At 64.9% G+C, this 20,627-nt stretch carries 24 protein-coding genes and 1 pseudogene; 17 read left to right on the forward strand and 8 right to left on the reverse strand.

What is annotated here, in order from left to right:
- The 11 genes and pseudogenes from Q1J95_RS06000 to Q1J95_RS06050 all read left to right on the forward strand — a co-directional run.
- Positions 1 to 346 (forward strand): annotated as a pseudogene (locus tag Q1J95_RS06000) (MFS transporter); the annotation flags it as partial.
- A gap of 136 nt (positions 347 to 482) precedes the next feature.
- The gene (locus Q1J95_RS06005; protein ID WP_300266442.1) at positions 483 to 1,436 is read left to right on the forward strand and encodes a MetQ/NlpA family ABC transporter substrate-binding protein; all 954 of its coding nucleotides are present in this window, start codon (positions 483 to 485) and stop codon (positions 1,434 to 1,436) included.
- A gap of 51 nt (positions 1,437 to 1,487) precedes the next feature.
- Positions 1,488 to 2,513 carry an ATP-binding cassette domain-containing protein gene (locus tag Q1J95_RS06010; protein ID WP_300266443.1) on the forward strand — a complete coding sequence of 342 codons (1,026 nt, stop codon included), beginning with the start codon at positions 1,488 to 1,490 and terminating at the stop codon, positions 2,511 to 2,513.
- The gene (locus tag Q1J95_RS06015) at positions 2,507 to 3,202 is read left to right on the forward strand and encodes a methionine ABC transporter permease (RefSeq protein WP_300266444.1); all 696 of its coding nucleotides are present in this window, start codon (positions 2,507 to 2,509) and stop codon (positions 3,200 to 3,202) included. Before Q1J95_RS06010 ends, Q1J95_RS06015 begins: the two co-directional genes overlap by 7 nt.
- An 18-nt stretch (positions 3,203 to 3,220) precedes the next feature.
- A complete protein-coding gene (locus tag Q1J95_RS06020; RefSeq protein WP_300266445.1) occupies positions 3,221 to 4,438 on the forward strand; it encodes a PLP-dependent aminotransferase family protein in 1,218 nt (405 codons plus the stop codon).
- Positions 4,439 to 4,462: 24 nt separating this feature from the next.
- Positions 4,463 to 6,085: a sodium-dependent transporter gene (locus Q1J95_RS06025; RefSeq protein ID WP_300266446.1), complete on the forward strand. Its 1,623-nt coding sequence runs from the start codon at positions 4,463 to 4,465 to the stop codon at positions 6,083 to 6,085.
- Positions 6,082 to 6,219, forward strand: a complete 138-nt coding sequence (locus tag Q1J95_RS06030) for a methionine/alanine import family NSS transporter small subunit (RefSeq protein WP_300266447.1) — start codon at positions 6,082 to 6,084, stop codon at positions 6,217 to 6,219. The genes Q1J95_RS06025 and Q1J95_RS06030 overlap by 4 nt, the downstream gene beginning before the upstream one ends.
- 69 nt (positions 6,220 to 6,288) lie before the next feature.
- Positions 6,289 to 6,855 (forward strand): NADPH-dependent FMN reductase, encoded by a 567-nt coding sequence (locus tag Q1J95_RS06035; RefSeq protein WP_300266448.1) that lies wholly within the window; start codon positions 6,289 to 6,291, stop codon positions 6,853 to 6,855.
- Positions 6,856 to 6,948: 93 nt separating this feature from the next.
- The gene (locus tag Q1J95_RS06040) at positions 6,949 to 9,321 is read left to right on the forward strand and encodes a phosphoketolase (RefSeq protein ID WP_300266449.1); all 2,373 of its coding nucleotides are present in this window, start codon (positions 6,949 to 6,951) and stop codon (positions 9,319 to 9,321) included.
- Between the two features lie 52 nt (positions 9,322 to 9,373).
- Positions 9,374 to 9,841, forward strand: coding sequence for a hypothetical protein (locus Q1J95_RS06045; RefSeq protein WP_300266450.1), 468 nt, complete (start codon positions 9,374 to 9,376; stop codon positions 9,839 to 9,841).
- Between the two features lie 2 nt (positions 9,842 to 9,843).
- Positions 9,844 to 10,818 (forward strand): cation diffusion facilitator family transporter, encoded by a 975-nt coding sequence (locus Q1J95_RS06050; RefSeq protein ID WP_300266469.1) that lies wholly within the window; start codon positions 9,844 to 9,846, stop codon positions 10,816 to 10,818.
- A 39-nt stretch (positions 10,819 to 10,857) separates the two neighbouring features.
- Here Q1J95_RS06050 and Q1J95_RS06055 read toward each other — a convergent pair whose 3' ends face one another.
- The 5 genes from Q1J95_RS06055 to Q1J95_RS06075 form a co-directional block, all read right to left on the reverse strand.
- The gene (locus tag Q1J95_RS06055; RefSeq protein WP_300266451.1) at positions 10,858 to 11,130 is read right to left on the reverse strand and encodes a Rho termination factor N-terminal domain-containing protein; all 273 of its coding nucleotides are present in this window, start codon (positions 11,128 to 11,130) and stop codon (positions 10,858 to 10,860) included.
- A gap of 49 nt (positions 11,131 to 11,179) precedes the next feature.
- Positions 11,180 to 11,683, reverse strand: a complete 504-nt coding sequence (locus tag Q1J95_RS06060; protein WP_300266452.1) for a CinA family protein — start codon at positions 11,681 to 11,683, stop codon at positions 11,180 to 11,182.
- 12 nt (positions 11,684 to 11,695) lie between these two features.
- Entirely contained in the window at positions 11,696 to 12,109 is a 414-nt protein-coding gene (locus Q1J95_RS06065; RefSeq protein WP_300266454.1) for a CBS domain-containing protein, read from the reverse strand.
- Positions 12,110 to 12,226: 117 nt separating this feature from the next.
- Positions 12,227 to 12,751, reverse strand: a complete 525-nt coding sequence (locus tag Q1J95_RS06070; RefSeq protein WP_300266455.1) for a hypothetical protein — start codon at positions 12,749 to 12,751, stop codon at positions 12,227 to 12,229.
- A gap of 86 nt (positions 12,752 to 12,837) precedes the next feature.
- Positions 12,838 to 13,179, reverse strand: a complete 342-nt coding sequence (locus Q1J95_RS06075; protein WP_300266456.1) for a hypothetical protein — start codon at positions 13,177 to 13,179, stop codon at positions 12,838 to 12,840.
- A gap of 73 nt (positions 13,180 to 13,252) precedes the next feature.
- On the opposite strand from Q1J95_RS06075, the gene Q1J95_RS06080 reads away from it, so the two are divergent.
- Positions 13,253 to 13,606, forward strand: coding sequence for an ATP-dependent DNA ligase (locus Q1J95_RS06080; protein ID WP_300266458.1), 354 nt, complete (start codon positions 13,253 to 13,255; stop codon positions 13,604 to 13,606).
- Here the strand turns inward: Q1J95_RS06080 and Q1J95_RS06085 are convergent.
- Together Q1J95_RS06085 and Q1J95_RS06090 are read right to left on the reverse strand one after the other, a co-directional pair.
- On the reverse strand, positions 13,599 to 14,345 hold the full coding sequence (locus Q1J95_RS06085) for a 5'/3'-nucleotidase SurE (RefSeq protein WP_300266460.1): 747 nt from the start codon (positions 14,343 to 14,345) through the stop codon (positions 13,599 to 13,601). The two genes, Q1J95_RS06080 and Q1J95_RS06085, sit on opposite strands and share 8 nt — an antisense overlap.
- Complete coding sequence (locus Q1J95_RS06090; RefSeq protein WP_300266461.1) at positions 14,342 to 15,403, reverse strand: PfkB family carbohydrate kinase; 1,062 nt, start codon at positions 15,401 to 15,403, stop codon at positions 14,342 to 14,344. The genes Q1J95_RS06085 and Q1J95_RS06090 overlap by 4 nt, the downstream gene beginning before the upstream one ends.
- 185 nt (positions 15,404 to 15,588) lie before the next feature.
- Between Q1J95_RS06090 and Q1J95_RS06095 the strand changes: the two genes are divergently transcribed.
- Positions 15,589 to 16,461 carry an SDR family oxidoreductase gene (locus Q1J95_RS06095; protein WP_300266462.1) on the forward strand — a complete coding sequence of 291 codons (873 nt, stop codon included), beginning with the start codon at positions 15,589 to 15,591 and terminating at the stop codon, positions 16,459 to 16,461.
- A complete protein-coding gene (locus Q1J95_RS06100; RefSeq protein ID WP_300266463.1) occupies positions 16,458 to 16,757 on the forward strand; it encodes a hypothetical protein in 300 nt (99 codons plus the stop codon). The genes Q1J95_RS06095 and Q1J95_RS06100 overlap by 4 nt, the downstream gene beginning before the upstream one ends.
- A gap of 4 nt (positions 16,758 to 16,761) precedes the next feature.
- Here Q1J95_RS06100 and helR read toward each other — a convergent pair whose 3' ends face one another.
- Positions 16,762 to 18,900 carry an RNA polymerase recycling motor ATPase HelR gene (gene helR, locus Q1J95_RS06105; protein ID WP_300266465.1) on the reverse strand — a complete coding sequence of 713 codons (2,139 nt, stop codon included), beginning with the start codon at positions 18,898 to 18,900 and terminating at the stop codon, positions 16,762 to 16,764.
- Positions 18,901 to 19,026: 126 nt separating this feature from the next.
- Between helR and Q1J95_RS06110 the strand changes: the two genes are divergently transcribed.
- From Q1J95_RS06110 to Q1J95_RS06120, 3 genes are all read left to right on the forward strand, one after another.
- Positions 19,027 to 19,359, forward strand: a complete 333-nt coding sequence (locus tag Q1J95_RS06110) for a DUF6804 family protein (protein WP_300266466.1) — start codon at positions 19,027 to 19,029, stop codon at positions 19,357 to 19,359.
- Positions 19,360 to 19,445: 86 nt separating this feature from the next.
- Positions 19,446 to 19,622, forward strand: coding sequence for a hypothetical protein (locus Q1J95_RS06115; protein ID WP_300266467.1), 177 nt, complete (start codon positions 19,446 to 19,448; stop codon positions 19,620 to 19,622).
- Positions 19,622 to 20,627 (forward strand): aminotransferase class V-fold PLP-dependent enzyme (locus tag Q1J95_RS06120; RefSeq protein WP_300266468.1); only part of this gene is annotated, 1,006 nt, incomplete at its 3' end. The genes Q1J95_RS06115 and Q1J95_RS06120, both read left to right, overlap by 1 nt.

Below are 20,627 nucleotides of genomic sequence, written 5' to 3' on the forward strand. Positions count from 1 at the left end.
CAGCGCCGTGATCGGCAGTCTGTTCGCGTTGCGCCTGGTGAACATCATCAGCGATCGTCTGCCGTCAGACGGCGCCGGGGCGGTGGGCGATATCGCATCTCTCACACCGCACAGCGTTCTCGAGATGCCCGCTCAGGTGCGTGACATCGTGGTGCACGGCTACAGCGATGCGCTCACGCCGCTGCTGCTGGGCATGGCCCCGCTCGCTCTGATCGCTCTCGTGCTGCTGTGCTTCGTCAGAGAAGTGCCACTGAAGACCACGATCGAACGCGACGTCGTGCCCGAACCTGCCGGTGAGGGGCTGGTGCTCGAGCACGACGAGAAGCCGCTCGACGATCGGCGCTGACGCCGTCGCACTCCCGGGATTCGACTCGGCGCGATATTACGCCGTGCGTCACGAGATTTGGGGCCAGCGCGTCGTCGCGCCAATCTGTAACCGGATGGCTATACCCGCCGTCCCATACCCTTCGGAGCAGAACCTCGTGGCCAACGACAATTCGACCCAGTCAGAGATCGAGGCGCACCTCGCCAAGAGCAGATCCCGCAGGCGCATCGGAATCATCGTCGGGGCCGTCGGCGTGGTCGTCATCGCAGCAGCTGTCGCGATTCCACTCCTGGCGCAGAACGCGGCCGAGCCCGCCGCCGGCGAGACCGAGCTGATCTCCCTGACGATCGCCGACACCGCCCAGAGCGACTTCCAGGATGCGATCGTCGAGGTCGGGCGCGAGAACGGCCTCGACATCGACTTCATCAACTTCGACGATCCCTACCTTCCGAACACCGCACTGGTCGAGGGCGAGGTCGACGCCAACTCGTTCCAGCACGTCGCGTGGCTGAGCCAGTTCAACAAGGAGAACGGCTCCGATATCACCCCGGTCTTCTCCACCGTCATCTCCGCCTGGGGGCTGTTCTCCGCCACGCACGCCGATGTCGCCGACATCCCGAGCGGTGCCAAGATTGCCGTGCCCGATGACCCGGCGAACTTCTCACGCTCTCTCTTCATCCTGCAGAGCGCCGGTCTCATCGAGGTCGATCCCGACGCCGGTGTCTTCCCCGTCGAAGAGGACATCACCGCCAACGCGAAAGACATCGAGCTGGTGCGCATCGCGCACGAATCGGTTCAGACCGCGTACTCCGACCCGACGATCGACGCCGTGGTCGTCGCGACTGACGACTTCGATCCGGCGCTCGAGATCACCAGCGACGACGCCCTCTCCCTGGAGGATTCCGCAGCGTCGACGTCGAGCCCGTATGTCATCGTCGTCGCCACGACGGCAGACAACGTTGACGATCCGGCCTGGGCTCTGCTGGAGAGGACCTACCGCGATGATCGCGTGGTCACAGCTCTTGAAGAGGAGAAGCGCGGCGAGGCCACGATCGTCGAGCTCCCCGTCGAAGATCTGCGCGCGGCGCTCGCCGAATTGACGGCCCAGTAGACACGGGCGGATGCCGCGGCATCCGGCCCACACGGCATCCGAAGGTCAGGCATGACAGAGCGCATTCGCCTCGCGAGGGTTTCGAAGCAGTACCCCGGCAAGAGGGGCGCCACGCCCGCGCCTGCCCTCGATGTCATCGACCTGTCGATCCAGGCGGGCGAGATCTACGGTCTCATCGGTCGCTCCGGCGCGGGAAAATCGACCCTGCTGCGCATGGTCAACGGACTCGAGGCGCCGACCCGCGGTGAGATCCACGTCGACGGCGTCAACGTGCAGACCCTTTCGCCGACCGAGCTGCGCACGCTTCGTCACAGCATCGGCATGGTGTTCCAGCAGTTCAATCTGTGGAACTCGCGCACCGTGTTCGGCAACATCGCCACGCCGTTGAAGATCGCGGGATGGAAGGAAGACGACATCGCCCGCCGCGTCGGCGAGCTCCTCGATTTCGTCGGCCTCGGAGGCAAGGCGTTCGCGCGCCCGCGCCAGCTCTCGGGCGGTCAGAAGCAGCGTGTGGGAATCGCCCGTGCCATTGCCGGGCGTCCGTCCATTCTGCTGTCCGATGAGGCGACGAGCGCGCTCGATCCGCAGACCACCACCGAGATCGTCGACCTCCTGCGGTCGGTGAATCGCGAGTTCGGCATCACGATCGTCGTCGTCACGCACGAGATGGATGTCATCAGCCAACTGGCCGATCGCGTCTCGATCCTCAGCGATGGCCGCATCGTCGAGTCGGGGGAGATCCACCAGATCCTCGCGCGTCCGACACATCCGGTCACCGCGGGCCTCGTCGGCTCGTACACACGCACCTCTCTCACCGAGAACGAGCGTTCTGCCCTGCGCGAGCAGTTCGACGGACGCCGCATCTCGATCGTCGTGGACGACGCCCTCGTCGACGGACCGGTGCTCTCTCGCCTCGCTCGCGAGCATGCCGTGGACTTCTCGATCATCCAGGGCGGCGTCGCCAGAGTGAAAGACCAGCCCTATGGGCAGCTCAGCCTGGCCCTGTACGGCGATGAGTCTGCGATCGACCGATTCGTCTCCGAACTCGCGGGTCAGACGGAGGTGGTCTCATGGTGATCGTCGGGAAGTTCGTCGATGTCGCCCAGTTCATCGACACCGACGTGGTCGTGCCGAAGGTCGCACGGGCGCTCGGGGAGACCCTGTTCATGGTCACGGTGTCGTTCTTCTTCGCCGCGATCATCGGCCTGGTGCTGGCCATCTTCCTCTTCGCGACGCGTCCGGGGCAGCTGCTGCACAGCCGCATCGCACACACGGTGCTCAACATCATCGTCAACACGCTCCGGCCCATTCCGTTCATCATCCTGCTGATCGCGCTCACCCCGCTCACCCGCCAGCTGATCGGCACCAGCATCGGTCCGTCCGCTGCGATCCTTCCGCTGACGATCGCCGCGTCGGTCGGAATCGCCCGCGTCGCCGAATCGAACCTCGTCGCCGTCGACCCCGGTGTCGTCGAGGCAGCCAAGGCTGTCGGCGCGAAGCCGCTGCACATCCTGTTCGGCTTCGTCGTGCGCGAGGCGTTCGGCCCGCTCCTGCTGTCTCTCACCTTCATCTTCGTCGCTCTGATCGACGCGACGGCGGTCGCCGGCGCGGTCGGAGGCGGCGGGCTCGGAAACCTGGCGCTGACCTACGGATACCAGCGGTTCGACTACGGTGTGATGATCCTCATCATCCTCGTCCTGATCGGACTCGTGCAGCTGGTGCAGCTGCTCGGCAACCGCATCGCACGCCGATTCATCGACGGCTGACCCTGATTCACTGATTGGATGAGAACTGTGACTGAATCAGCCCTCCACACCGATACCGCGCTCGGTCTCAGCACTCTGCTGACAGGCCTGCCCGAGCGTCAGGGATTCGGCGACGCCACGCTGATCCGACTGGCCGATGGGTCGATCGATCTCGGCGGTGGCAACCCCGACACCGATCTGCTGCCGACACAGTTGTATCGTGACGCCGCGAATGAGGTCGCCGCGAGCGACAGATTCGCCGGGCTGCTGCGGTACTCGGCATCCGCTGGTCTTCCCAGCTTCCGCGAGGCGATCGCCGCGCGCGATCAGGTCTCGGACGACCGGGTCATCGTGAGCAATGGCGGTGCGCACGGTCTCGCGCTCGCGGTGCTGGGCCTGCTCGATCCCGGCGACACGATCGTCGTGGATGACCCGGTCTATCCGCTCTTCCTGCGGGTGCTCGATCTGGTCGGCGTCAATGTCGTGGCGATCCCGGTCGCCGGTGACGGCATCGATGTCGACGTTCTCGCAGCACGACTCGGCGAAGGTCTGCGGCCGAAGGCGCTGTTCACGGTGCCGACGTTCCAGAACCCCTCCGGCGTGACGTTGTCGGCGCAGAAATCCGAAGCGCTCGTCGACCTGGCCGAGAAGTACGGCTTCACGATCATCGCCGACGACCCCTACCGCGAGATCGTCTTCCCCGGCGTCGATGTCCCCGATCGCCCCCGTCTGCGCGACACCGATCGGGTGGTCGCGGTCAACAGCTTCTCGAAGACGCTCGGGCCGGGATTGCGATTGGGTTGGCTGACCGTGCCGCAGGCATGGAGCGCGAGCTTCACCAAACTGCGAAACCGCATCGATGGGCAGACGAACGGCGTCGTGCAGGCGACGGTCGAACGGATGCTGGCTGACGAGCAGTACGAGGCCGCGATCGCCGCGGCGGGCGAGCGGTACGCGCGCAAAGCGCACGTGCTCACCACGACTCTGCGTGAACGATTCGGCGATCGGGTCGAGGTGACCGATCCGACCGGCGGGTTCTTCGCCTGGGCGCGGCTGCTCGGTGATTTCGACGCCGCCCGGCTGTTCGAAACAGCCCAGGACCTGGGGGTGAGCTATCAGCGCGGCGAATGGTTCGCGGCCGGTTCCGAACCCTTCCGCGGATTCGTACGGCTGGCGTTCTCAGACCAGAGCGAAGAGAACCTGCGCGCCGGCGTCGACCGTCTGGCGCGTGCGTGGCAGGCCGTGCTCACTTCCTGACCGCCGGGTAGTAGTGTCTCCGTCATGGCGACAGCATCCACGCAGACTCAGAAGCGCGAGGCCTTCGGCTCTCGGAACGTCTTCATCCTCTCGGCCATCGGCTCGGCCGTCGGGCTCGGCAACATCTGGCGCTTCCCGTACGTCGCCTATGAGGGCGGTGGCGGGGCGTTTCTCATCCCGTACCTGTGCGCGCTGCTGACCGCTGGCATCCCGCTGCTGTTCTTCGACTACGCGATCGGCCACCGCTTCCGCGGGTCGGCGCCATTGGCCTTCCGGCGGATGCACCGGGCCGCAGAACCGCTCGGCTGGTGGCAGGTTCTCATCTGCGTTGTGATCGCCGCGTACTATGCCGTCATCGTCGCGTGGGCGGCGATGTACACGTGGTTCTCGGCGCAGCTGACCTGGGGCGCGGGAAACGAGAACGACTTCTTCTTCACCGACTTCCTGCAAATGGGTGATGTCGCCGCGTCGGGCGTGTCCACCGATTTCGTGCCGCAGGTCGGCATTCCGCTGATCGTCGTCTGGCTGGTGGTCATCGTCATCATGGCGCTGGGCGTCAAGCGCGGCATCGGCGCGGCGAACATGGTGCTCATGCCGCTGCTGACGCTGATGTTCGCGGTGCTCGTGGTGCAGTCGCTGTTCCTTCCCGGAGCGATGGACGGGCTGAACGCCTTCTTCACGCCGAACTGGGAAGCCCTCGCCGACCCGGGCGTGTGGGCATCGGCCTATGGCCACATCTTCTTCTCGCTCTCGGTCGCCTTCGGCATCATGGTGACGTATTCGTCGTACCTCAAGCGCAAGACCGACCTGACCGGCTCGGGGCTCGTCGTGGCATTCGCGAACTCGGGCTTCGAGATCCTCGCCGGAATCGGCGTCTTCGCCGCGCTCGGCTTCATGGCACAGGCGCAGGCCACTGACGTCGCCGGTGTCGCGACGTCGGGCATCGGGCTCGCGTTCGTCGCGTTCCCCACGATCGTCTCGCAGGCGACGGGCGGCTCGATCATCGGAGTGCTGTTCTTCGGCGCGCTCGTGTTCGCCGGCGTCACCTCGCTCATCTCGATCCTCGAGGTGATCGTGGCGGCGCTGCAGGACAAGCTCGGCTGGGGGCGCGTGCGCACCACGCTCACGGTGTCGATTCCCCTCGCGATCATCTCGATGGCGCTGTTCTCGACGACGACCGCACTGGCCGTGCTCGACACGACGGATGCCTTCGTCAACGCCTTCGGCATCATGGCGGTCGCGCTCGTCGCCGTCATCCTCGTCGCGTGGATCTTCCACAGACTGCCCGTGCTGCAGGAGCACCTCAACCGGCGTTCGAGTTTCCGCGTCGGACTGATCTGGAAGCTGCTGGTCGGTGCGCTCGCGCCCATCGTGCTGGGCTACCTGTTCATCACCGAACTGATCACGAAGATCGAGACGCCGTATGCGGGCTACCCGGTCTGGTTCCTGGGGATCTTCGGCTGGGGCATGGTCATCGCCCTCGTGATTCTCGCTCTGCTGCTCTCGCTGCTGCCATGGGGCGCGCGCTCGCACGCGAAAGACGACCCCGACTACGACGATTTCCTCGTCGAGGAGCAGTACGACCCGGAGCCGGAGACGCAGACCATCCGAGTAGCAACTGCCGACCAGAAGGGAGCGGGCGCATGACCGCTGCCGCGATCGTTTTCATGATCATCGCCATGGTCACCGTCTGGGGCGGCCTCGTCGCCGCGATCGTGAACTTGGCACGCCACCCCGAGGTCTCCGACACCGAACCCGATGTGATGCGCGTCGAACTCTGACGTCAAGGGGGTTCTGTGCACGGCATCCGCGGCGCACGCTGTTCTCAACACCCATAGTGAGGAGCAGCCATGACATACAAAGTCGGATACTTCGTCGGGAGCCTGTCGTCCACGTCGGTCAACCGTGTGCTGTCGAAAGCGCTGATAGGCGTTGCACCGGCCGATCTCGAGTTCACCGAGATCCCGATCGGAGACCTTGCGCTGTACAGCCAGGATCACGACAGCGACTATCCCGCTGAAGCGCGAGCGCTGAAGGACGCGATCGCGGCGAGCGACGCGGTGCTGTTCGTGACGCCGGAATACAACCGCGCTATTCCGGGCGCGCTCAAGAACGCGATCGACTGGGCCTCGCGCCCGTGGGGGCAGAACTCCTTCGATCATGTGCCGGCGGCGATCATCGGGGCATCCATCGGCGTCATCGGCACGGCCGTCGCACAGCAGAACCTTCGGGGCGTGCTGGCGTTCTGCAATGCACGTCTGATGAGTTCCCCGGAAGCGTACATCCACTTCACGGACGACATCTTCCGAGACGACGGCACGATTCTGAAATCGGACACCGAGGAATTTCTGCGTGCGTATATGGCGGAGTTCCGTGACCACATCCAGCGAGTGCTGACGGTTCTTCCACGCGGCTGAGGACCGCTCGCGGACACAGAACCCGACGTGGTGCAAGCGGATTCTGACGTCAAGGGGGTTTCTCGCGAGAGATCCGCCCTGCACACTGACGGCATGATGACACTCAATGACGCACGGATCTCGCAGCTGGATGCGTGGTGGCGGGCTGCGAACTATCTCAGTGCGGGGCAGATCTATCTGCAGGAGAACCCGTTGCTGCGATCAGCTCTGACGAGCGAGAACATCAAACCTCGACTACTGGGCCACTTCGGCACGGTGCCGGGGTTGAACCTCGTGTACGCGCATGTCAACCGTCTCATTCAGGACCGTGAGCTTGAGGCGCTGTACATCACCGGCCCGGGTCATGGCGGCCCTGGCATGGTGGCGAATGCCTGGTTGGATAAGTCCTACTCGGAGGTGTATCCCGACATCACACGGGACGAAGCCGGAATGGCACGGTTGGTTCGCCAGTTCTCGTTTCCCGGCGGCATCCCCAGTCATGCCGCTCCCGAGACGCCGGGATCCATTCACGAGGGTGGCGAGTTGGGATACTCGCTCAGCCATGCCTATGGTGCCGCCTTCGACAATCCCGATCTGACCGTGTTCTGCGTCATCGGTGACGGTGAAGCCGAGACGGGGCCACTTGCCACTGCGTGGCACGCGAACAAGTTCCTCGACCCGGTCAGTGACGGAACTGTCCTTCCGATTCTGCATCTCAACGGGTGGAAGATCGCGAACCCGACCGTCCTCGCCCGCATCCCCGACGAGGAGTTGCTGGATCTGATGCGCGGTTACGGTCACCATCCGCTGCTGATAGAGATCGGCGTCGACGACGATCATGCGGATGTACACCGACGATTCGCGTCGGTCATGGACGAGGCGCTGGATCGAATCGCCAGCATTCGCGCTGACGCGAGCGCTGGCGAGACGAAGCGCCCACGCTGGCCGATGATCATCCTGCGATCCCCGAAGGGGTGGACCGGTCCGGAGTATGTGGATGGTGTGCCCGTTGAGGGCACCTGGCGGGCGCATCAGGTGCCGCTGCCCGGTGCGAAGGACGATGCGTCACACCTCCAACAGCTGGAGGACTGGCTGCGCTCCTACCGTCCGGATGAGCTCTTCGGCGAGGGCGGCGTGCCGTCGGAGGATATCGATGCGCTGATTCCGGTTCCAGAGCGTCGGATGTCGGCGTCGCCGCATGCGAACGGCGGGCTGCTGAGGGAAGATCTGCACCTGCCCGACATTCGCGACTACGCAGTAGGCGTCAGCGATCACGGGGCAGAGGACGCATCGGCAACGGGCGTGCTGGGCGGATACCTGGCCGAGGTGATTCGCCGCAATCCGCGTACATTCCGAATCTTCGGACCCGACGAGACCGCGTCGAACAAGCTCGCCCCGGCGGTATACGAGGCCACGGACAAGCAGTGGAATGCCCTGACGATCGGTCTCGATGAGCACTTGGCTCGTGCGGGGCGCGTCATGGAGGTGCTCAGCGAACATCAATGCCAAGGGTGGCTGGAGGGGTATCTCCTCACCGGCAGACACGGAGTCTTCAACTCGTACGAGGCTTTCGTGCACATCGTGGACTCGATGTTCAACCAGCATGCGAAGTGGCTGGAGACCTCTCGCGAGATCGCCTGGCGGCATCCGATCGCAAGTCTGAACTACCTGCTCTCCAGCCATGTCTGGCGCCAGGACCACAACGGGTTCACTCATCAGGATCCCGGGTTCATCGATCTCGCCATGAACAAGAGCGCTGACGTCGTTCGCGTTTATCTTCCTTTTGACGCGAACACTCTGCTCAGCACGTACGATCACTGCCTGCGAACAGTGGATTACGTCAACGTCGTCGTCGCAGGCAAGCAGCAAGCGCCGCAATGGTTGACGATCGAACAAGCGGTCGAGCACTGCGCCCAAGGCGCCGGCATTCTCGAATGGGCCGGAACCGAACGTGACGGCAGTGAGGTGGACGTCGTTCTCTCCGGCGCAGGAGACGTACCCACGCTGGAAGTGCTCGCGGCAGCAGAGATCCTTCGCGACGAGGTGCCGCAGCTGTCGGTTCGCGTCGTGAATGTCGTCGATCTCATGCGCTTGCAACCCGCGTCGATGCATCCCCACGGTCTCTCTGACGATGACTATGACGCCATCTTCACCGCGGACAAACCGGTGATCTTCGCGTATCACGGCTACCCGTGGCTGATCCATCGCCTTGCTTACCGGCGTCACGGCCACACGAACCTGCACGTGCGCGGGTATCGAGAAAAGGGCACGACCACCACTCCGTTCGACATGGTCATGCTCAACGACCTGGATAGATTCCGCCTGGCAGCCGATGCGCTTGAACGCGTGCAAGGAGCTGACAGCACATATGAATCCCTGATCGCCGAGCTGCTGGAGCGTCGACAACGTGCCAGGGACTACACACGAGAACACGGCGAAGACGACCCGGCCATCAGCGAATGGCGATGGTCGGCCGCTACGAGGTAAGCATCTGTCAACCCCCTCACGGGCGCTGCAAATGGTAAATACCGTCTGAGACATGAAGATCTGGTGGTTTCTCGTCGGTCTCGTCGTCACCGCTTTCCTCGTCTCGGGCTGTGGGGTCAGCATTCCCGCCGACCCGGACGGCACGTTGGAATCGGCCACGGGGTCCACGTTGCATGTCGGCGCGTCGCTGGAGCCGGGATTGATCGAACGGGACGGTGCGCAGCTGCATGGCCCGCTGGTCGACCTGACCGAGACGTTCGCCGGATCGCTCAACGCACGAGTCGAGTGGACCGTTGCTGCGGAAGAGTCGCTCATCGGTGAACTCGAGGCAGGCGACATCGATCTCGCCATCGGTGGATTCACCGATCAGACCCCGTGGATGGACCGGGCCGGCGTGACGCGGGGTTATACGCAGATCGACGGCGCCGACGGACGTGCTCTGGTCATTCTGGTACCGCTCGGCGAGAACGCCCTTCTCTCCACACTGGAATCGTTCCTCGACACGGAGGTCGGTTCGTGAGCGTGCACAACTTCGGTCGAGCGGCCCTTCCCCAGAAGCAGGCTGATGCGCTGCGAAAGTCTGTGCGCTGGGAAATCGTCACCATCGCCTACACGATCCTGACGATCACCCTGGTCGCATCTGTCGTCGGAAACTCACAGTCGATGCGCACGGCCTGGATCGAGGACATGCTGTCGTTGATCCCGCAGATCGCATTCCTCGTGGCGCTCATCTTCGTGCGCCGCAAGCCCGACATCAAGCATCCGTATGGACAGCACCGGGCGATGGGCGTCGGTCATCTCGTCGCAGGCGTGGCGCTGCTGGCTGTCGGCGCGAGCCTCGCTTTCGAAGCTGTGAGCGGTCTCGTTGCCGCCGAGCATCCGACGATCGGCACGGTCAACCTCTTCGGGCACACGATCTGGCTCGGCTGGCTCATGATCGCGGTGATGGCCGTCATCGTCATCGGCCCATTGATATACGGGCCCGCGAAGCTGAAGCTCGCCCCCGTGCTGCACAACAAGCTTCTCTACGCCGACGCCGACATGGCCAGGGCTGATTGGCACACGAACGCCGCGTCGATCGTGGGCGTGCTCGGAGTCGGAATGGGGCTGTGGTGGTTGGACGCTGTCGCAGCGCTGTTCATCTCACTCGGAATCGTCGCGGACGGGCTTCGAAACACGAAACTTGCCGTGGGCGATCTGATGGATCAACGTGCGCGTACGTACGACGGCAAAGAGCCGCACCCGCTCGCATCCGAGATCGTCGAGACGATGCGTACGCTGCCCTGGGTCTCCGACGCGGCAGTTCGCCTACGCGACCAAGGTCAGGTATTTCACGTCGAGGTGTTCGTCGTGCCCCGGGGGCGACGAGTATCGCTCAAGCAACTCGACCGTGCATCGGAACAGATCGCGGACCTCGATTGGAAGGTTCAGGACGTCGTCGTCATCCCCGAGGATCGGCTGCCGGACGAAGCGGCCACCGTGCCGAATGACCAGTAGTCGGGTCAGCCGACGACGCCCCAGCACGTCGATGGGGGTTCAGTGGTTTCTGAGCGCTTTTATCAGGTCGGCCTTGCGCTTTTTCGAGTAGCCCGTGAGGCCGAGCTCTTTCGCGCGGTCTTGCAGTTCGTCAACCGTCCAGTCCTCGTAGTCTCCGGATTCTCCGCCGCGACGTCCGACCTCGGAGCGGCCTTTCTTCGTCCCGCCCGTGGCGTTCGAGATCCGCGCAGCTTTCTCCTTGGACGCGCCATCGTCGCGAAGCTCTTCATAGAGCTCTGGATCCTTCAGACGCGAATTCGCGTTACGGGGCATGATGTTCCTCCTTCGTGTCGGTCAATCGGTGTCGTTCAATTGGTGTGGTTCACGTGGTGTGCATCGGTTCGTGCGTGTCCTGTTGGATGTCTTGGGAGCGTGCGCAGAGCAGATGCACGGCGGCATCGACGGTGTCTGCGAGCACGTCATCCGGCGCCCCCTGCAGTTGCAGCTGCAGATGCCCACGAACATGTTCCATCGCCCACCCCAGGTAGACCGTGCCTGCCGCGTGGCCATCCTCTGGATTGGGGCCGCCCACCCCGGTCGTGGAGACGCACAGATCAGCGGCGAACAGTTCCAACCCGCCCGACGCGAGTTGTTCGGCTGCATCCGCGGAACACGGATCGACACCCGCATCCATGCCCAACAAGAGTTGTTTGACATCGGTCATGTAGGCGACGATCCCGCCAGCGAACCACTCGCTTGCGGCTTCTCCCGAACCCACGGCGTGAGCGACGCCTCCTGCGGTGAGGGACTCGACCACGGCGATGCGCAGGTTACGGGCACGTGCGACGTGGCTCAACTGGTCGATGTCGGCTCGCGTAGACGGCATGACGCACGCTGCTTACCGGGAGATGCTTTCGACGGTCACGCCGGTCGCCTCCGCCGACAGTGCGCGTGCGATGTCCGCCTGGCTGACGATGCCGACCAGCAGATGATCCTCGAGCACGGGCAGTCGTCGAACCTGATGCTCTTGCATCCGCTCCATCGCGACATTCGCATCGTCCGCGGCTTCCACTGTTATCGGCTTTCCCTCAGCGAGCGCTCGAGCCGGGGTGCTTTCCGGGTCGAGTCCTTCTGCGACGGCTCGTACGACGATGTCGCGGTCGGTGAGCATGCCTTTGAGCTTTCTGTCCTCGCCACAGATCGGCAGCGCGCCGACGTCCAACTCAGACATGACCGCCGCCGCAATGCTGAGTGAATCGTTCTCACCGATGCATCGGGGAGCTGCGGTCATGATGTCGCGGGTGAGCGTCATGATCTCTTTCCTCTCTGGTTGCTTATGGAATCGACGCTAGATGCGCCATCCCGCCTGCCAGAAGGGGCTTGACAGCTGCCTTCCTCGAGGTGAGCCGCGGCACAGGAGACGGCGATGTCAGCCGTCCTTCACCTCAAGGCCGCCGTCGGAGTCGCCACCTTCGCCGGTGTAATCGGGCCGGACCGGCTGCGGCGGCTGATCATCGAACTCGCCGCCTTCGCGCCCGCCGAAGGGGCGGCCGTGGTCGGCGAATTCTTCTCGTCCGAAGACGAGGGTCCACCCGCCCGCCGTGAAGCGCGCGCCGGTGCGGAGGATCTCCGTATTCTCGTCCGTGCCAGAACCCGACCCCGCTCCGACGTCGGATCCGACCCCCGTTTCGGCCGTGCGCGGATTCGCGTTCATCTCGCCCGTGCCATGCAGGGTGAGGACGTACTCGTCGCGATTGTCATGCGTGATCGTGGCGTGCAGCGGATCGGTTCCGGCGAGGCGCAGCTCGTTGCCTTCTGCAGAGCCGATACGCACCTCATCGGTGACCAGATGGTGGACGAAACGTTCATCACCGCGCGACACGCGCAGGTGCGGGTCACCAGCTCCCCATTCAGCATGGGTGGTGGTCGGTTGGTAGCTCTGTGGGTCGGTCATGATCATCAGCCCCTTCCGTGTGGATGCGTTGTGAACGCTACTGCGCGTCGCGTGCAGAGACCGAGGGGGTTGACCGAATGACGGCGCTATGCAGTCGGCGCGTCAGGACCGTCCACTTCGAGTCCGCTCAGCATGTCTTCCGTCACCATCGTGATACCGCCGGTGGTGCTGGCCGAATTCGCCATGGCGTTGATCCACTTCGCAACGAGTTCCGGCGATTCGGGAGTGTCGAACACGAAGCGCAGCGGAATGGACGGATGAAGCCAGATCGTCGAGCGGCCGGGAGCATCGCCTTCTGGATGCGTCCATGACAGCGTGAAGCTCTCGTTGCGGCGGAGCTTGGTCGCGATGACCACTTTGAGGTGCGCGAGCGCACGATCTTCGATGTGGATCGGCTCAGTGTCCGAACCGTAGTAAATCATGCCCATGGGGATAGGCTACGCACTGGGGGGAACAATTCGAAACAGCATGCGCGTGGACATGCCAAAGGCAGGAAATCACATGGGCAAGTTCATCTATGACGGCACCGTCAAGGTCGAGATCGAAGACCGTGCGCTGACGCACATCCAGCTCGTGATCGGCGCCAAGCTGCGTCGCGGAGAGCCCTTCGCCTTCAGCTGGCGAGAGGACGCGAGCGTCGGCGGCGGGCGCACCACGGTGTGGGTGCACCCCGGTAGCTCGATCGTCTATAAGTACTACGGAGGCAGACAGCCCGCCATCAACCGCGCCTGGGTCGACGCGCTCGCGTTCACGGCAAACGCACCCGCGGGCCTCTACCTCGTCCCAGAACCGGCGGAGACCGCGGCGGACGACGCCCCGGAGCACGATGAGTCCGAGGCGCCCTCCGTCAGCTGATCACGAGGTCGAGCCGCCGTTCGGTGACGGAATCGATGCCGGTGACCGTCGTCCACCCCGCAGCAAGCTGAGCGGCGTCACTGCCTTCTGTGGTGACCAGGGGCAGTTCTTCCACGGCGAGGCGCACATAACGGTCATCTTTCTCGGCCAACGCCATCTGGACTATTCCGAATGGCGCAAGCGCCGCCTCGCGGATGCCGCGGGGTTGGTCGACGTTCGGAACGTTGACGTTCATCGTGGTGCCGGCCGCTCGCGCGGTCAGCTCCGGAAGCAGCGCGATCGCGGTTTCCGCCGCTGCGGCCCAGCGGAAGGATTCGGGGTCCATCCCCACATCCAGCGAGATGGCCATCGCCCGAGCACCGTTGAGCGCTCCCGTGAGCGCGGCACCGACAGTGCCGGAGTGCAAGATGGCCCGCCCCACGTTGGCACCGTGGTTCACCCCGGAGAGCACGACGTCAGCGGGCGGTCCGAAAGCGCCGCGTGCGGCGATGAGCGCGATCAGGCCTGGGCCGCCGTGCACCGCGAACGCGGTCACCTCTGGCAGCGCGGCAAGCGTTCGGCGCTCGACCTCGATCCGTCCGTCTGTCTCTGTCGCCATGATCGACGCGCTCGACCCGCTGGACTGTGCCGCTGGTGCCGCTACGGTGACCTCGAGCCCGGCACCCACGGCAGCTTCTGCGAGCGCACAGAGCCCGGGCGCTTCGATGCCGTCGTCGTTGGTGATCAGCACTCGCGTCATGACGGCTCCCCGGCATCGTTCGTGCTCGTGTCGACCGGGATCGTTTCGTCGGCACCCGCGGCGGTCAGATCAGTGGCCGCCATGGCGGCGAGCTCGTCGGGGCTCATCCGCCCATCGCCACGGGGCCCGTGCGCGTCTGTGCCGACCAGCGCCCGTATCCGTACGCGTTCTCTGAGTCGCGCGATCGATTCGGCGACACCTGTGCCCAGACCGTGCCTGGTCACGTTGAGCGCTCCGGCGGCGGCTCCCATGCTGATGGCTTCGCGCAGACTCTCTCCGCGGGTCAGCGCTGCGACCACGCCGGCGGTGAGGGAGTCCCCGGCTCCTCGGGCCTCGTTCTCTTCGAACCGGGGGAGGGAGACTTCGATCACGCCATCGTCGTCTGCGAGCAGCAGGGGATCAGACGAACGAGTGACGATCACAGACCGTGCGCCGTCGTTTCGAAGCTGATGCATTGCTCGGGTGATCTCTGGTGCTGAGGCTTCATTCACAAGTCTGTCGGCGATGAGTTCTTCGTGACTGACCTTCAACACGTCGATGCCGCCGTCGACCACGGCGCGCAGCCGTTCGCCCGAGAGGTCGGCGATGACCTTCGAGCCGGTGCCTCGCAGATCGATCGCGAGTCGTCGGTAGATGTCTGCGGGAACGGTGTCAACACCTGCGGGCCCGCTCAGCAGCACGGCGTGCGATTCGGCGCCACTGTGCAGCACGGCGCCGTAGAGGTCATCCAGATCGTGACGTCCGATCGGGTCGCCGTCCTCCTCAGCGATCACGACGCGCTTGCCGTGCCGCCGATCATGCAGATACGCCGACCCTCGCCCCTCCCGCTCCAGACCGACAACCGTGATGCCTTCGTCTTCCAGGAGGTGGCGCAGAGTGCGGCCGACCTCGCCGGTGAGGACGCAGCACATGGTGACCGATGCCTGCAGCCTCTTGAGCATACGTGCCTGCCATACGCCTTGACCTCCAGCGTGCACATGTATTTCCGAGCCCTGCGGGTGGTCTTCCACGGTGACCGTCAGCGTCGGCGACGGGGCGAGGATCGTCACATCACTCATCTCGGAGGTCCCTTCGTTGGCGTTGGAGCCTTCGTTGGCGTTGCAGAGAGTGTCGACGGCTCACGCAGCAGTGTCAACCCCCTTGTGAGAAGCCCCCGTCGGGCCGAGTGTCAGGGCACACCATCGAACCTCGCACACATCGAACCTCACAGCATCGACACAACGCGATCAGAAGGGCAGCGAGCATGACAGACCCACGGCACGCGCATCATGATGACCGGTTCCCCGGACAGGCTCAGAGCCAGCCAGGACAGACGGCGCAGATGTGGCCCGAGCCCGATCACGGCGAATCCAGCTACCAGGGGCACGGCCGCCTTGCCGGGCGTCGGGCGCTGATCACCGGGGGTGATTCCGGGATTGGTCGCGCGGTTGCGATCGCGTTCGCACGAGAAGGCGCCGACGTCGCCATCGCGCATATGCCGGAAGAGCAGGCGGATGCCGATGAAACGCTGCGTTTCGTCACAGAAGCCGATCGTTCGGCGATGAGCCTGGCCGGCGATCTTCGAAACGAGGACTTCGCCATCAAGGCCGTGACGGAAGCTCGGCAGGCTTTCGGCGGGCTGGACACACTCGTTCTCAACGCTGGTTACCAGCACGACATTGACGGTTTCGCGAACCTGCGCACGGACGAGATGCGACGGGTTTTCCAGACCAATCTCGAAGGTCTGCTGTTCTCGGCCCGCGCGGCGTTCGCCGAACTCGAACCGGGCGCGAGCATCATCGTCACAGCATCCATCCAATCGTTCAACCCATCGCCCGGTCTCATCGACTATGCGATGACCAAGGCTGCGCAGGTGGCATTCGTCAAGGCGCTCGCCGAAGAAGCGGGCCCGCGCGGCGTCCGGGTGAACGCGGTCGCCCCCGGTCCCATCTGGACGCCGTTGATACCCGGAACAGGCTGGGACGAAGAGAAGGTCCGTGCTTTCGGCACGGACACCCCGCTGGGTCGAGCGGGGCAGCCAGCTGAACTCGCCGGAGCATATGTCTATCTCGCGTCCGACGAATCGTCGTACGTGTCCGGAGCGATCCTGCCGGTGACCGGAGGTAAGGCACTATGAGCACGGCCGCGTTGAACTCGGCATCCGCGTGGGAAGTGGTGCCGATGGGACACAACACATGGTGCATCTGCGATCGCGCGCGTGCGCACTCCGAAGCCGAGCGACTCATCGCCTATGTCGATCAGAATGAGCTGGGCACGTTTGACGTGTTGTGGCTGCTCAGCCCGTGCCCGACCCGTTCGCGTTACGTCGACCTCGACGAGTTGCTGGCGGATCTGGATGCCGCGGTGCTCGCGGCGGCCGTGCCGCGCTCGTCGCGACCGATACCGATCGCGCACTTCCCGCCCTCGAGGTGAACCGTCAGGTCAGCACGACCAGCTCGCGCGTGGAGCGGGTCATCGACACGTAGCGGTCGACCGCGCCTTCGATGCCGTCGCCGAAGTCGTCAGGATTCACGAGCAGCACAAGGTCGAACTCCAACCCCTTTGCCGTTTCCGGCGTCAGCGATCGAACGCGCTCAGTCGCGGTGAAGCTGGCGTCGCCGATCACACACGCGGTTCCTTCGTCGTGCCCCGCGAGCCAGTCTGCGACGATGCCGTCGCGTTCGGTGAGCGGCGCGTGTCGCACGGCAACGCCACTGGAACGCACGGATGTGGGAACGTTGGCATCGGGCAGAGCGGCACGGATCACCGGCTCTGCCTCGGTCATGATCTCTTCCGGCGTGCGGTAGTTGACGCTGAGCGAGGCGAGCCGGAGGTCCGTGAGGCCGGCACGCTCGAGTCGCTCGTGCCACGACTCGGTGAACCCGTGCCGAGCCTGGGCGCGATCGCCGACGATCGTGAAACTGCGCGAGGGGCAGCGGCGAAGCAGCATCCGCCATTGCGCGTCTGTGAGCTCTTGCGCTTCGTCGACGATGATGTGCGCGAAGGGGCCGGCGAGGGCATCGCGCTGTGCGCGGGGCAGCGCGTCGTCATCGTCGAGGCTGTTCTGCACGTCTGCACCACTCAGCATCGACATGAGCCCGAGATCATCACCGGAGGCATCAGCCAGCGACTCGGCGACGTCGGCGCGATACTCGCGCTCGGCAGCCTTGGTGCGCTCGCGCTCGCGGCGGATCCTGCCGAAGTGCGGGTCGCCGGCGAGGAGCCTGGCCGCATCGAGGAAGGGAAGATCGGATGTCGTCCACGCCGAAGCATCCTCGCGCTGCAAGGTTCGCACCTCGTCGTCGGTCAGCCAGGGCGCGCATCGCTTCAGGAAGCCGGGGTCGCTCCACAGCGCGGCGACGAGCCCCGCAGAATCGAGCAGGGGCCACGCCCGGTTGAAGGTCTGCACGAGTGTTTCATCCTGGGCGAGCACGCGGTGCAGCTGCGCCCGAGGGATCTGCTCCGAAAAACGGTCGGCAAGGATCTCCAGCAGCGCATTCCAGATGTCGTCGCGGGCTTCGTTGTGCGCAGCATCCGAATCGGTGTCGAAGGCTTCCTCCCAATCGATCGTGCGCACGCGCAGATCAGCCCACGGCGTCTCGACGAGGGTGCCGCGCGACGGCGGCTGCTCATACAGACGCACGGCCGTCTCGACCGCGTCGATCAGACGTCCCGATGCTTTCAGCGCTGCCACGCGCGCATCCCCTTCGGGCTGGGCAGCGTCACCCTCCGGCGCGAGATCGCGCAGGGTGCAGGTCTGCACGCGATCCTCGCCGAGACTCGGCAGCACATCGTCGACATACGCGAGATACGGCTCATGCGGGCCGACGACGAGCACGCCGCCGCCGCTGCCCCGCGAGATGCGGGTGTCGGCGTAGAGCAGGTAGGCGGCACGGTGAAGCGCGACGACTGTCTTGCCGGTGCCCGGCCCGCCGTCGACCACGAGAGATCCCGCAGAGCCCGCTCGAATGATGGCATCCTGATCAGCTTGGATCGTCGCCAGCACATCGCGCATGCGCGGCGAACGCGACGCACCCAGGCTGGCGATGAACGACGAGTGGTCATCGAGAGCGCCACCGGCCGCGAGAGCATCGGGCGTGAATGCTTCATCCCAGTAGTCGGTGATGCGACCGCCGCTCCAGCGGAATCGGCGGCGACTGGCGAGCCCCATCGGGTCGGCATGCGTCGCGCCGAAGAACGGTTCAGCAGCCGGAGCGCGCCAGTCGACCAGCAGCTGACGGCCGTCGGAACCCGTGAGCCCGAGACGCCCGATGTAGATGCGCTCGCCGGCCGCCGTGACCATGCGCCCCAGACACATGTCGATGCCGTAGCGGCGCAGCATCGCCACGCGCCTGTTCAACCGGTGGATCTCGAGATCGCGCTCGACGGCTGCGCCTCCGATACCGCTCGGTGAACGGAGCATGCGGTCAAGACGAGCGGATGCATCGGCGACGGCGTCGCGAAGGGTCGCAGTGATCTCAGCGAAGTGCTCATCGTCGCTGGCGATGAGGGCGGAAGTCGACTTGTGCGAGAGCTGTTCTGGAAGACGAAAGGCACTGAGGGCAGGCACGTTCACGAAGGCTCCGATCCGGTCGCGGCGCCGACTGCTCGGCGCACACGATCGACCAGTATGCGCCAGGCAGGGGCCCTTGCCGCAAGCCCCCACCCCGCAGGTAAACTGGAAGTGCGGGAAGATGGGGGTATGACCTCCTCTGCCCCGCAGATGCAGCGCAATGCTCTTGCCCCCGGACTGCTCGCGGCCATCGCGCTGTTCCTCTCGCCGTTGTTCACCGAGGGAATCGTCGCCACGATCATCCTCTTCGTCGTCGCGATCCTCGCGCTGATCGTCGCGTGGTTCGCGCTGCAGGCGAAACAGTGGTGGTGGACCGTCGTCTTCGTCGCCGTCGCCGTGATCTGGAATCCGGTGTATCCCTTCGGATTCAGCGGCTGGGTCTGGACGATGGCGCAGTTCGTCGCGGCGTTGGCGTTCATCACTGCGGGGGCTCTGATCAAGAACGAGCGTCAAGCGGTCTGAGGCGCTGCCGATCGCTGCTCGCGCGGGTGTCGAATCGCCCCGACACGGGTTTGTCGCCGTCCGTGAATGCGCGTAGCGTGCCCAGTATGGACGACCACCGATCCGATCCCGCCGAGGAACGCCACCCCGACAGCCCCGCTCAGGTTGATCAAACACGCGCTCCGCTGGGCGGCGACGAGACGACCGAAGAGCAACTCGACGCAGACAACGACGTCGAGCAGGACACGCTTGAGACGTTGAACCCCGATGACGCCCCGGCGTGATGGGCAGGTCAGCAGCCGCTCCTCTGAGCGAGACAGAGGCTCTTCGTCTCCGCGAAGACTTTCCGATCCTGCAGACCGAGGTGAACGGGCATCCGCTCGTCTATCTCGACTCCGGAGCCACCTCGCAGCGTCCGCTCGCCGTCCTCGACGCTGAACGCGAGTTCGCCACGACGCTGAACTCCGCCGTGCACCGGGGTGCGCACACTCTTGCGGCTGAGGCCACCGAGGCGTTCGAAGACGCCCGCAGCACGTTGGCCCGCTTCATTGGCGCCGATGACGACGAGATCGTCTGGACGTCGAACGCCACCGAGGCGATCAACCTCGTCGCCTATGCGCTCTCGAACGCCTCTGCCGGCCGCGGTGGTGAGGCAGCTGAGCGGCTGCGCCTCGGGGAGGGGGACGAGATCGTCACGACGGAGATGGAGCATCACGCCAACCTCATCCCGTGGCAGGAGCTCGCGGCCCGCACCGGGGCGACATTGCGTGTGATCCCGCTTGAAGACAGCGGCGCCCTGCGCCTCGACGAGACAGCGATCGGTCCGCGCACGAAGCTCGTCGCGGTCACCCACGTCTCGAACGTGCTCGGCGTGGTCAACCCCATCGCCGACCTCATCGCCGCCGCGCGAGAGGTCGGGGCGCTCGTGCTGCTTGATGCCTGCCAGTCGGCACCGCACATGCCCCTGGACGTCAAACAGCTCGACGTCGACTTTGCCGTGCTCTCCGGGCACAAGATGCTCGGGCCCACGGGCATCGGAGCGCTCTACGGGCGACGCGAACTTCTCGAGATCATGCCGCCGTTTCTGACCGGCGGATCCATGATCACCACCGTCACGACCACCTCGGCCGAGTACCTGCCACCCCCGCAGCGTTTCGAAGCGGGCACGCAGAAGGTCTCGCAAGCGATCGCGCTCGCCGCGGCCGTCGACTATCTCGAGGGCGTGGGGATGTCGCGTATTGCCGCCCACGAAGCGCACCTGGCTCGGCGGCTCGTCGACGGACTCACCG

Source organism: Microbacterium sp. (genome assembly GCF_029263575.1).
Classification (GTDB): domain Bacteria; phylum Actinomycetota; class Actinomycetes; order Actinomycetales; family Microbacteriaceae; genus Microbacterium.

Coding starts and splice junctions, on each gene's coding strand:
- Q1J95_RS06115 (WP_300266467.1), top strand. CDS start 19,446: ATGGACGACCACCGATCCGATCCCGCCGAGGAACGCCACCCCGACAGC.
- Q1J95_RS06015 (WP_300266444.1), top strand. CDS start 2,507: ATGGTGATCGTCGGGAAGTTCGTCGATGTCGCCCAGTTCATCGACACC.
- Q1J95_RS06045 (WP_300266450.1), top strand. CDS start 9,374: ATGAAGATCTGGTGGTTTCTCGTCGGTCTCGTCGTCACCGCTTTCCTC.
- Q1J95_RS06010 (WP_300266443.1), top strand. CDS start 1,488: ATGACAGAGCGCATTCGCCTCGCGAGGGTTTCGAAGCAGTACCCCGGC.
- Q1J95_RS06070 (WP_300266455.1), bottom strand. CDS start 12,751: ATGACCGACCCACAGAGCTACCAACCGACCACCACCCATGCTGAATGG.
- Q1J95_RS06030 (WP_300266447.1), top strand. CDS start 6,082: ATGACCGCTGCCGCGATCGTTTTCATGATCATCGCCATGGTCACCGTC.
- Q1J95_RS06110 (WP_300266466.1), top strand. CDS start 19,027: ATGACCTCCTCTGCCCCGCAGATGCAGCGCAATGCTCTTGCCCCCGGA.
- Q1J95_RS06060 (WP_300266452.1), bottom strand. CDS start 11,683: ATGCCGTCTACGCGAGCCGACATCGACCAGTTGAGCCACGTCGCACGT.
- Q1J95_RS06075 (WP_300266456.1), bottom strand. CDS start 13,179: ATGGGCATGATTTACTACGGTTCGGACACTGAGCCGATCCACATCGAA.
- Q1J95_RS06065 (WP_300266454.1), bottom strand. CDS start 12,109: ATGACGCTCACCCGCGACATCATGACCGCAGCTCCCCGATGCATCGGT.
- Q1J95_RS06040 (WP_300266449.1), top strand. CDS start 6,949: ATGATGACACTCAATGACGCACGGATCTCGCAGCTGGATGCGTGGTGG.
- Q1J95_RS06100 (WP_300266463.1), top strand. CDS start 16,458: ATGAGCACGGCCGCGTTGAACTCGGCATCCGCGTGGGAAGTGGTGCCG.
- Q1J95_RS06020 (WP_300266445.1), top strand. CDS start 3,221: ATGAGAACTGTGACTGAATCAGCCCTCCACACCGATACCGCGCTCGGT.
- Q1J95_RS06035 (WP_300266448.1), top strand. CDS start 6,289: ATGACATACAAAGTCGGATACTTCGTCGGGAGCCTGTCGTCCACGTCG.
- Q1J95_RS06025 (WP_300266446.1), top strand. CDS start 4,463: ATGGCGACAGCATCCACGCAGACTCAGAAGCGCGAGGCCTTCGGCTCT.
- Q1J95_RS06055 (WP_300266451.1), bottom strand. CDS start 11,130: ATGCCCCGTAACGCGAATTCGCGTCTGAAGGATCCAGAGCTCTATGAA.
- Q1J95_RS06080 (WP_300266458.1), top strand. CDS start 13,253: ATGGGCAAGTTCATCTATGACGGCACCGTCAAGGTCGAGATCGAAGAC.
- Q1J95_RS06085 (WP_300266460.1), bottom strand. CDS start 14,345: ATGACGCGAGTGCTGATCACCAACGACGACGGCATCGAAGCGCCCGGG.
- Q1J95_RS06090 (WP_300266461.1), bottom strand. CDS start 15,403: ATGAGTGATGTGACGATCCTCGCCCCGTCGCCGACGCTGACGGTCACC.
- Q1J95_RS06095 (WP_300266462.1), top strand. CDS start 15,589: ATGACAGACCCACGGCACGCGCATCATGATGACCGGTTCCCCGGACAG.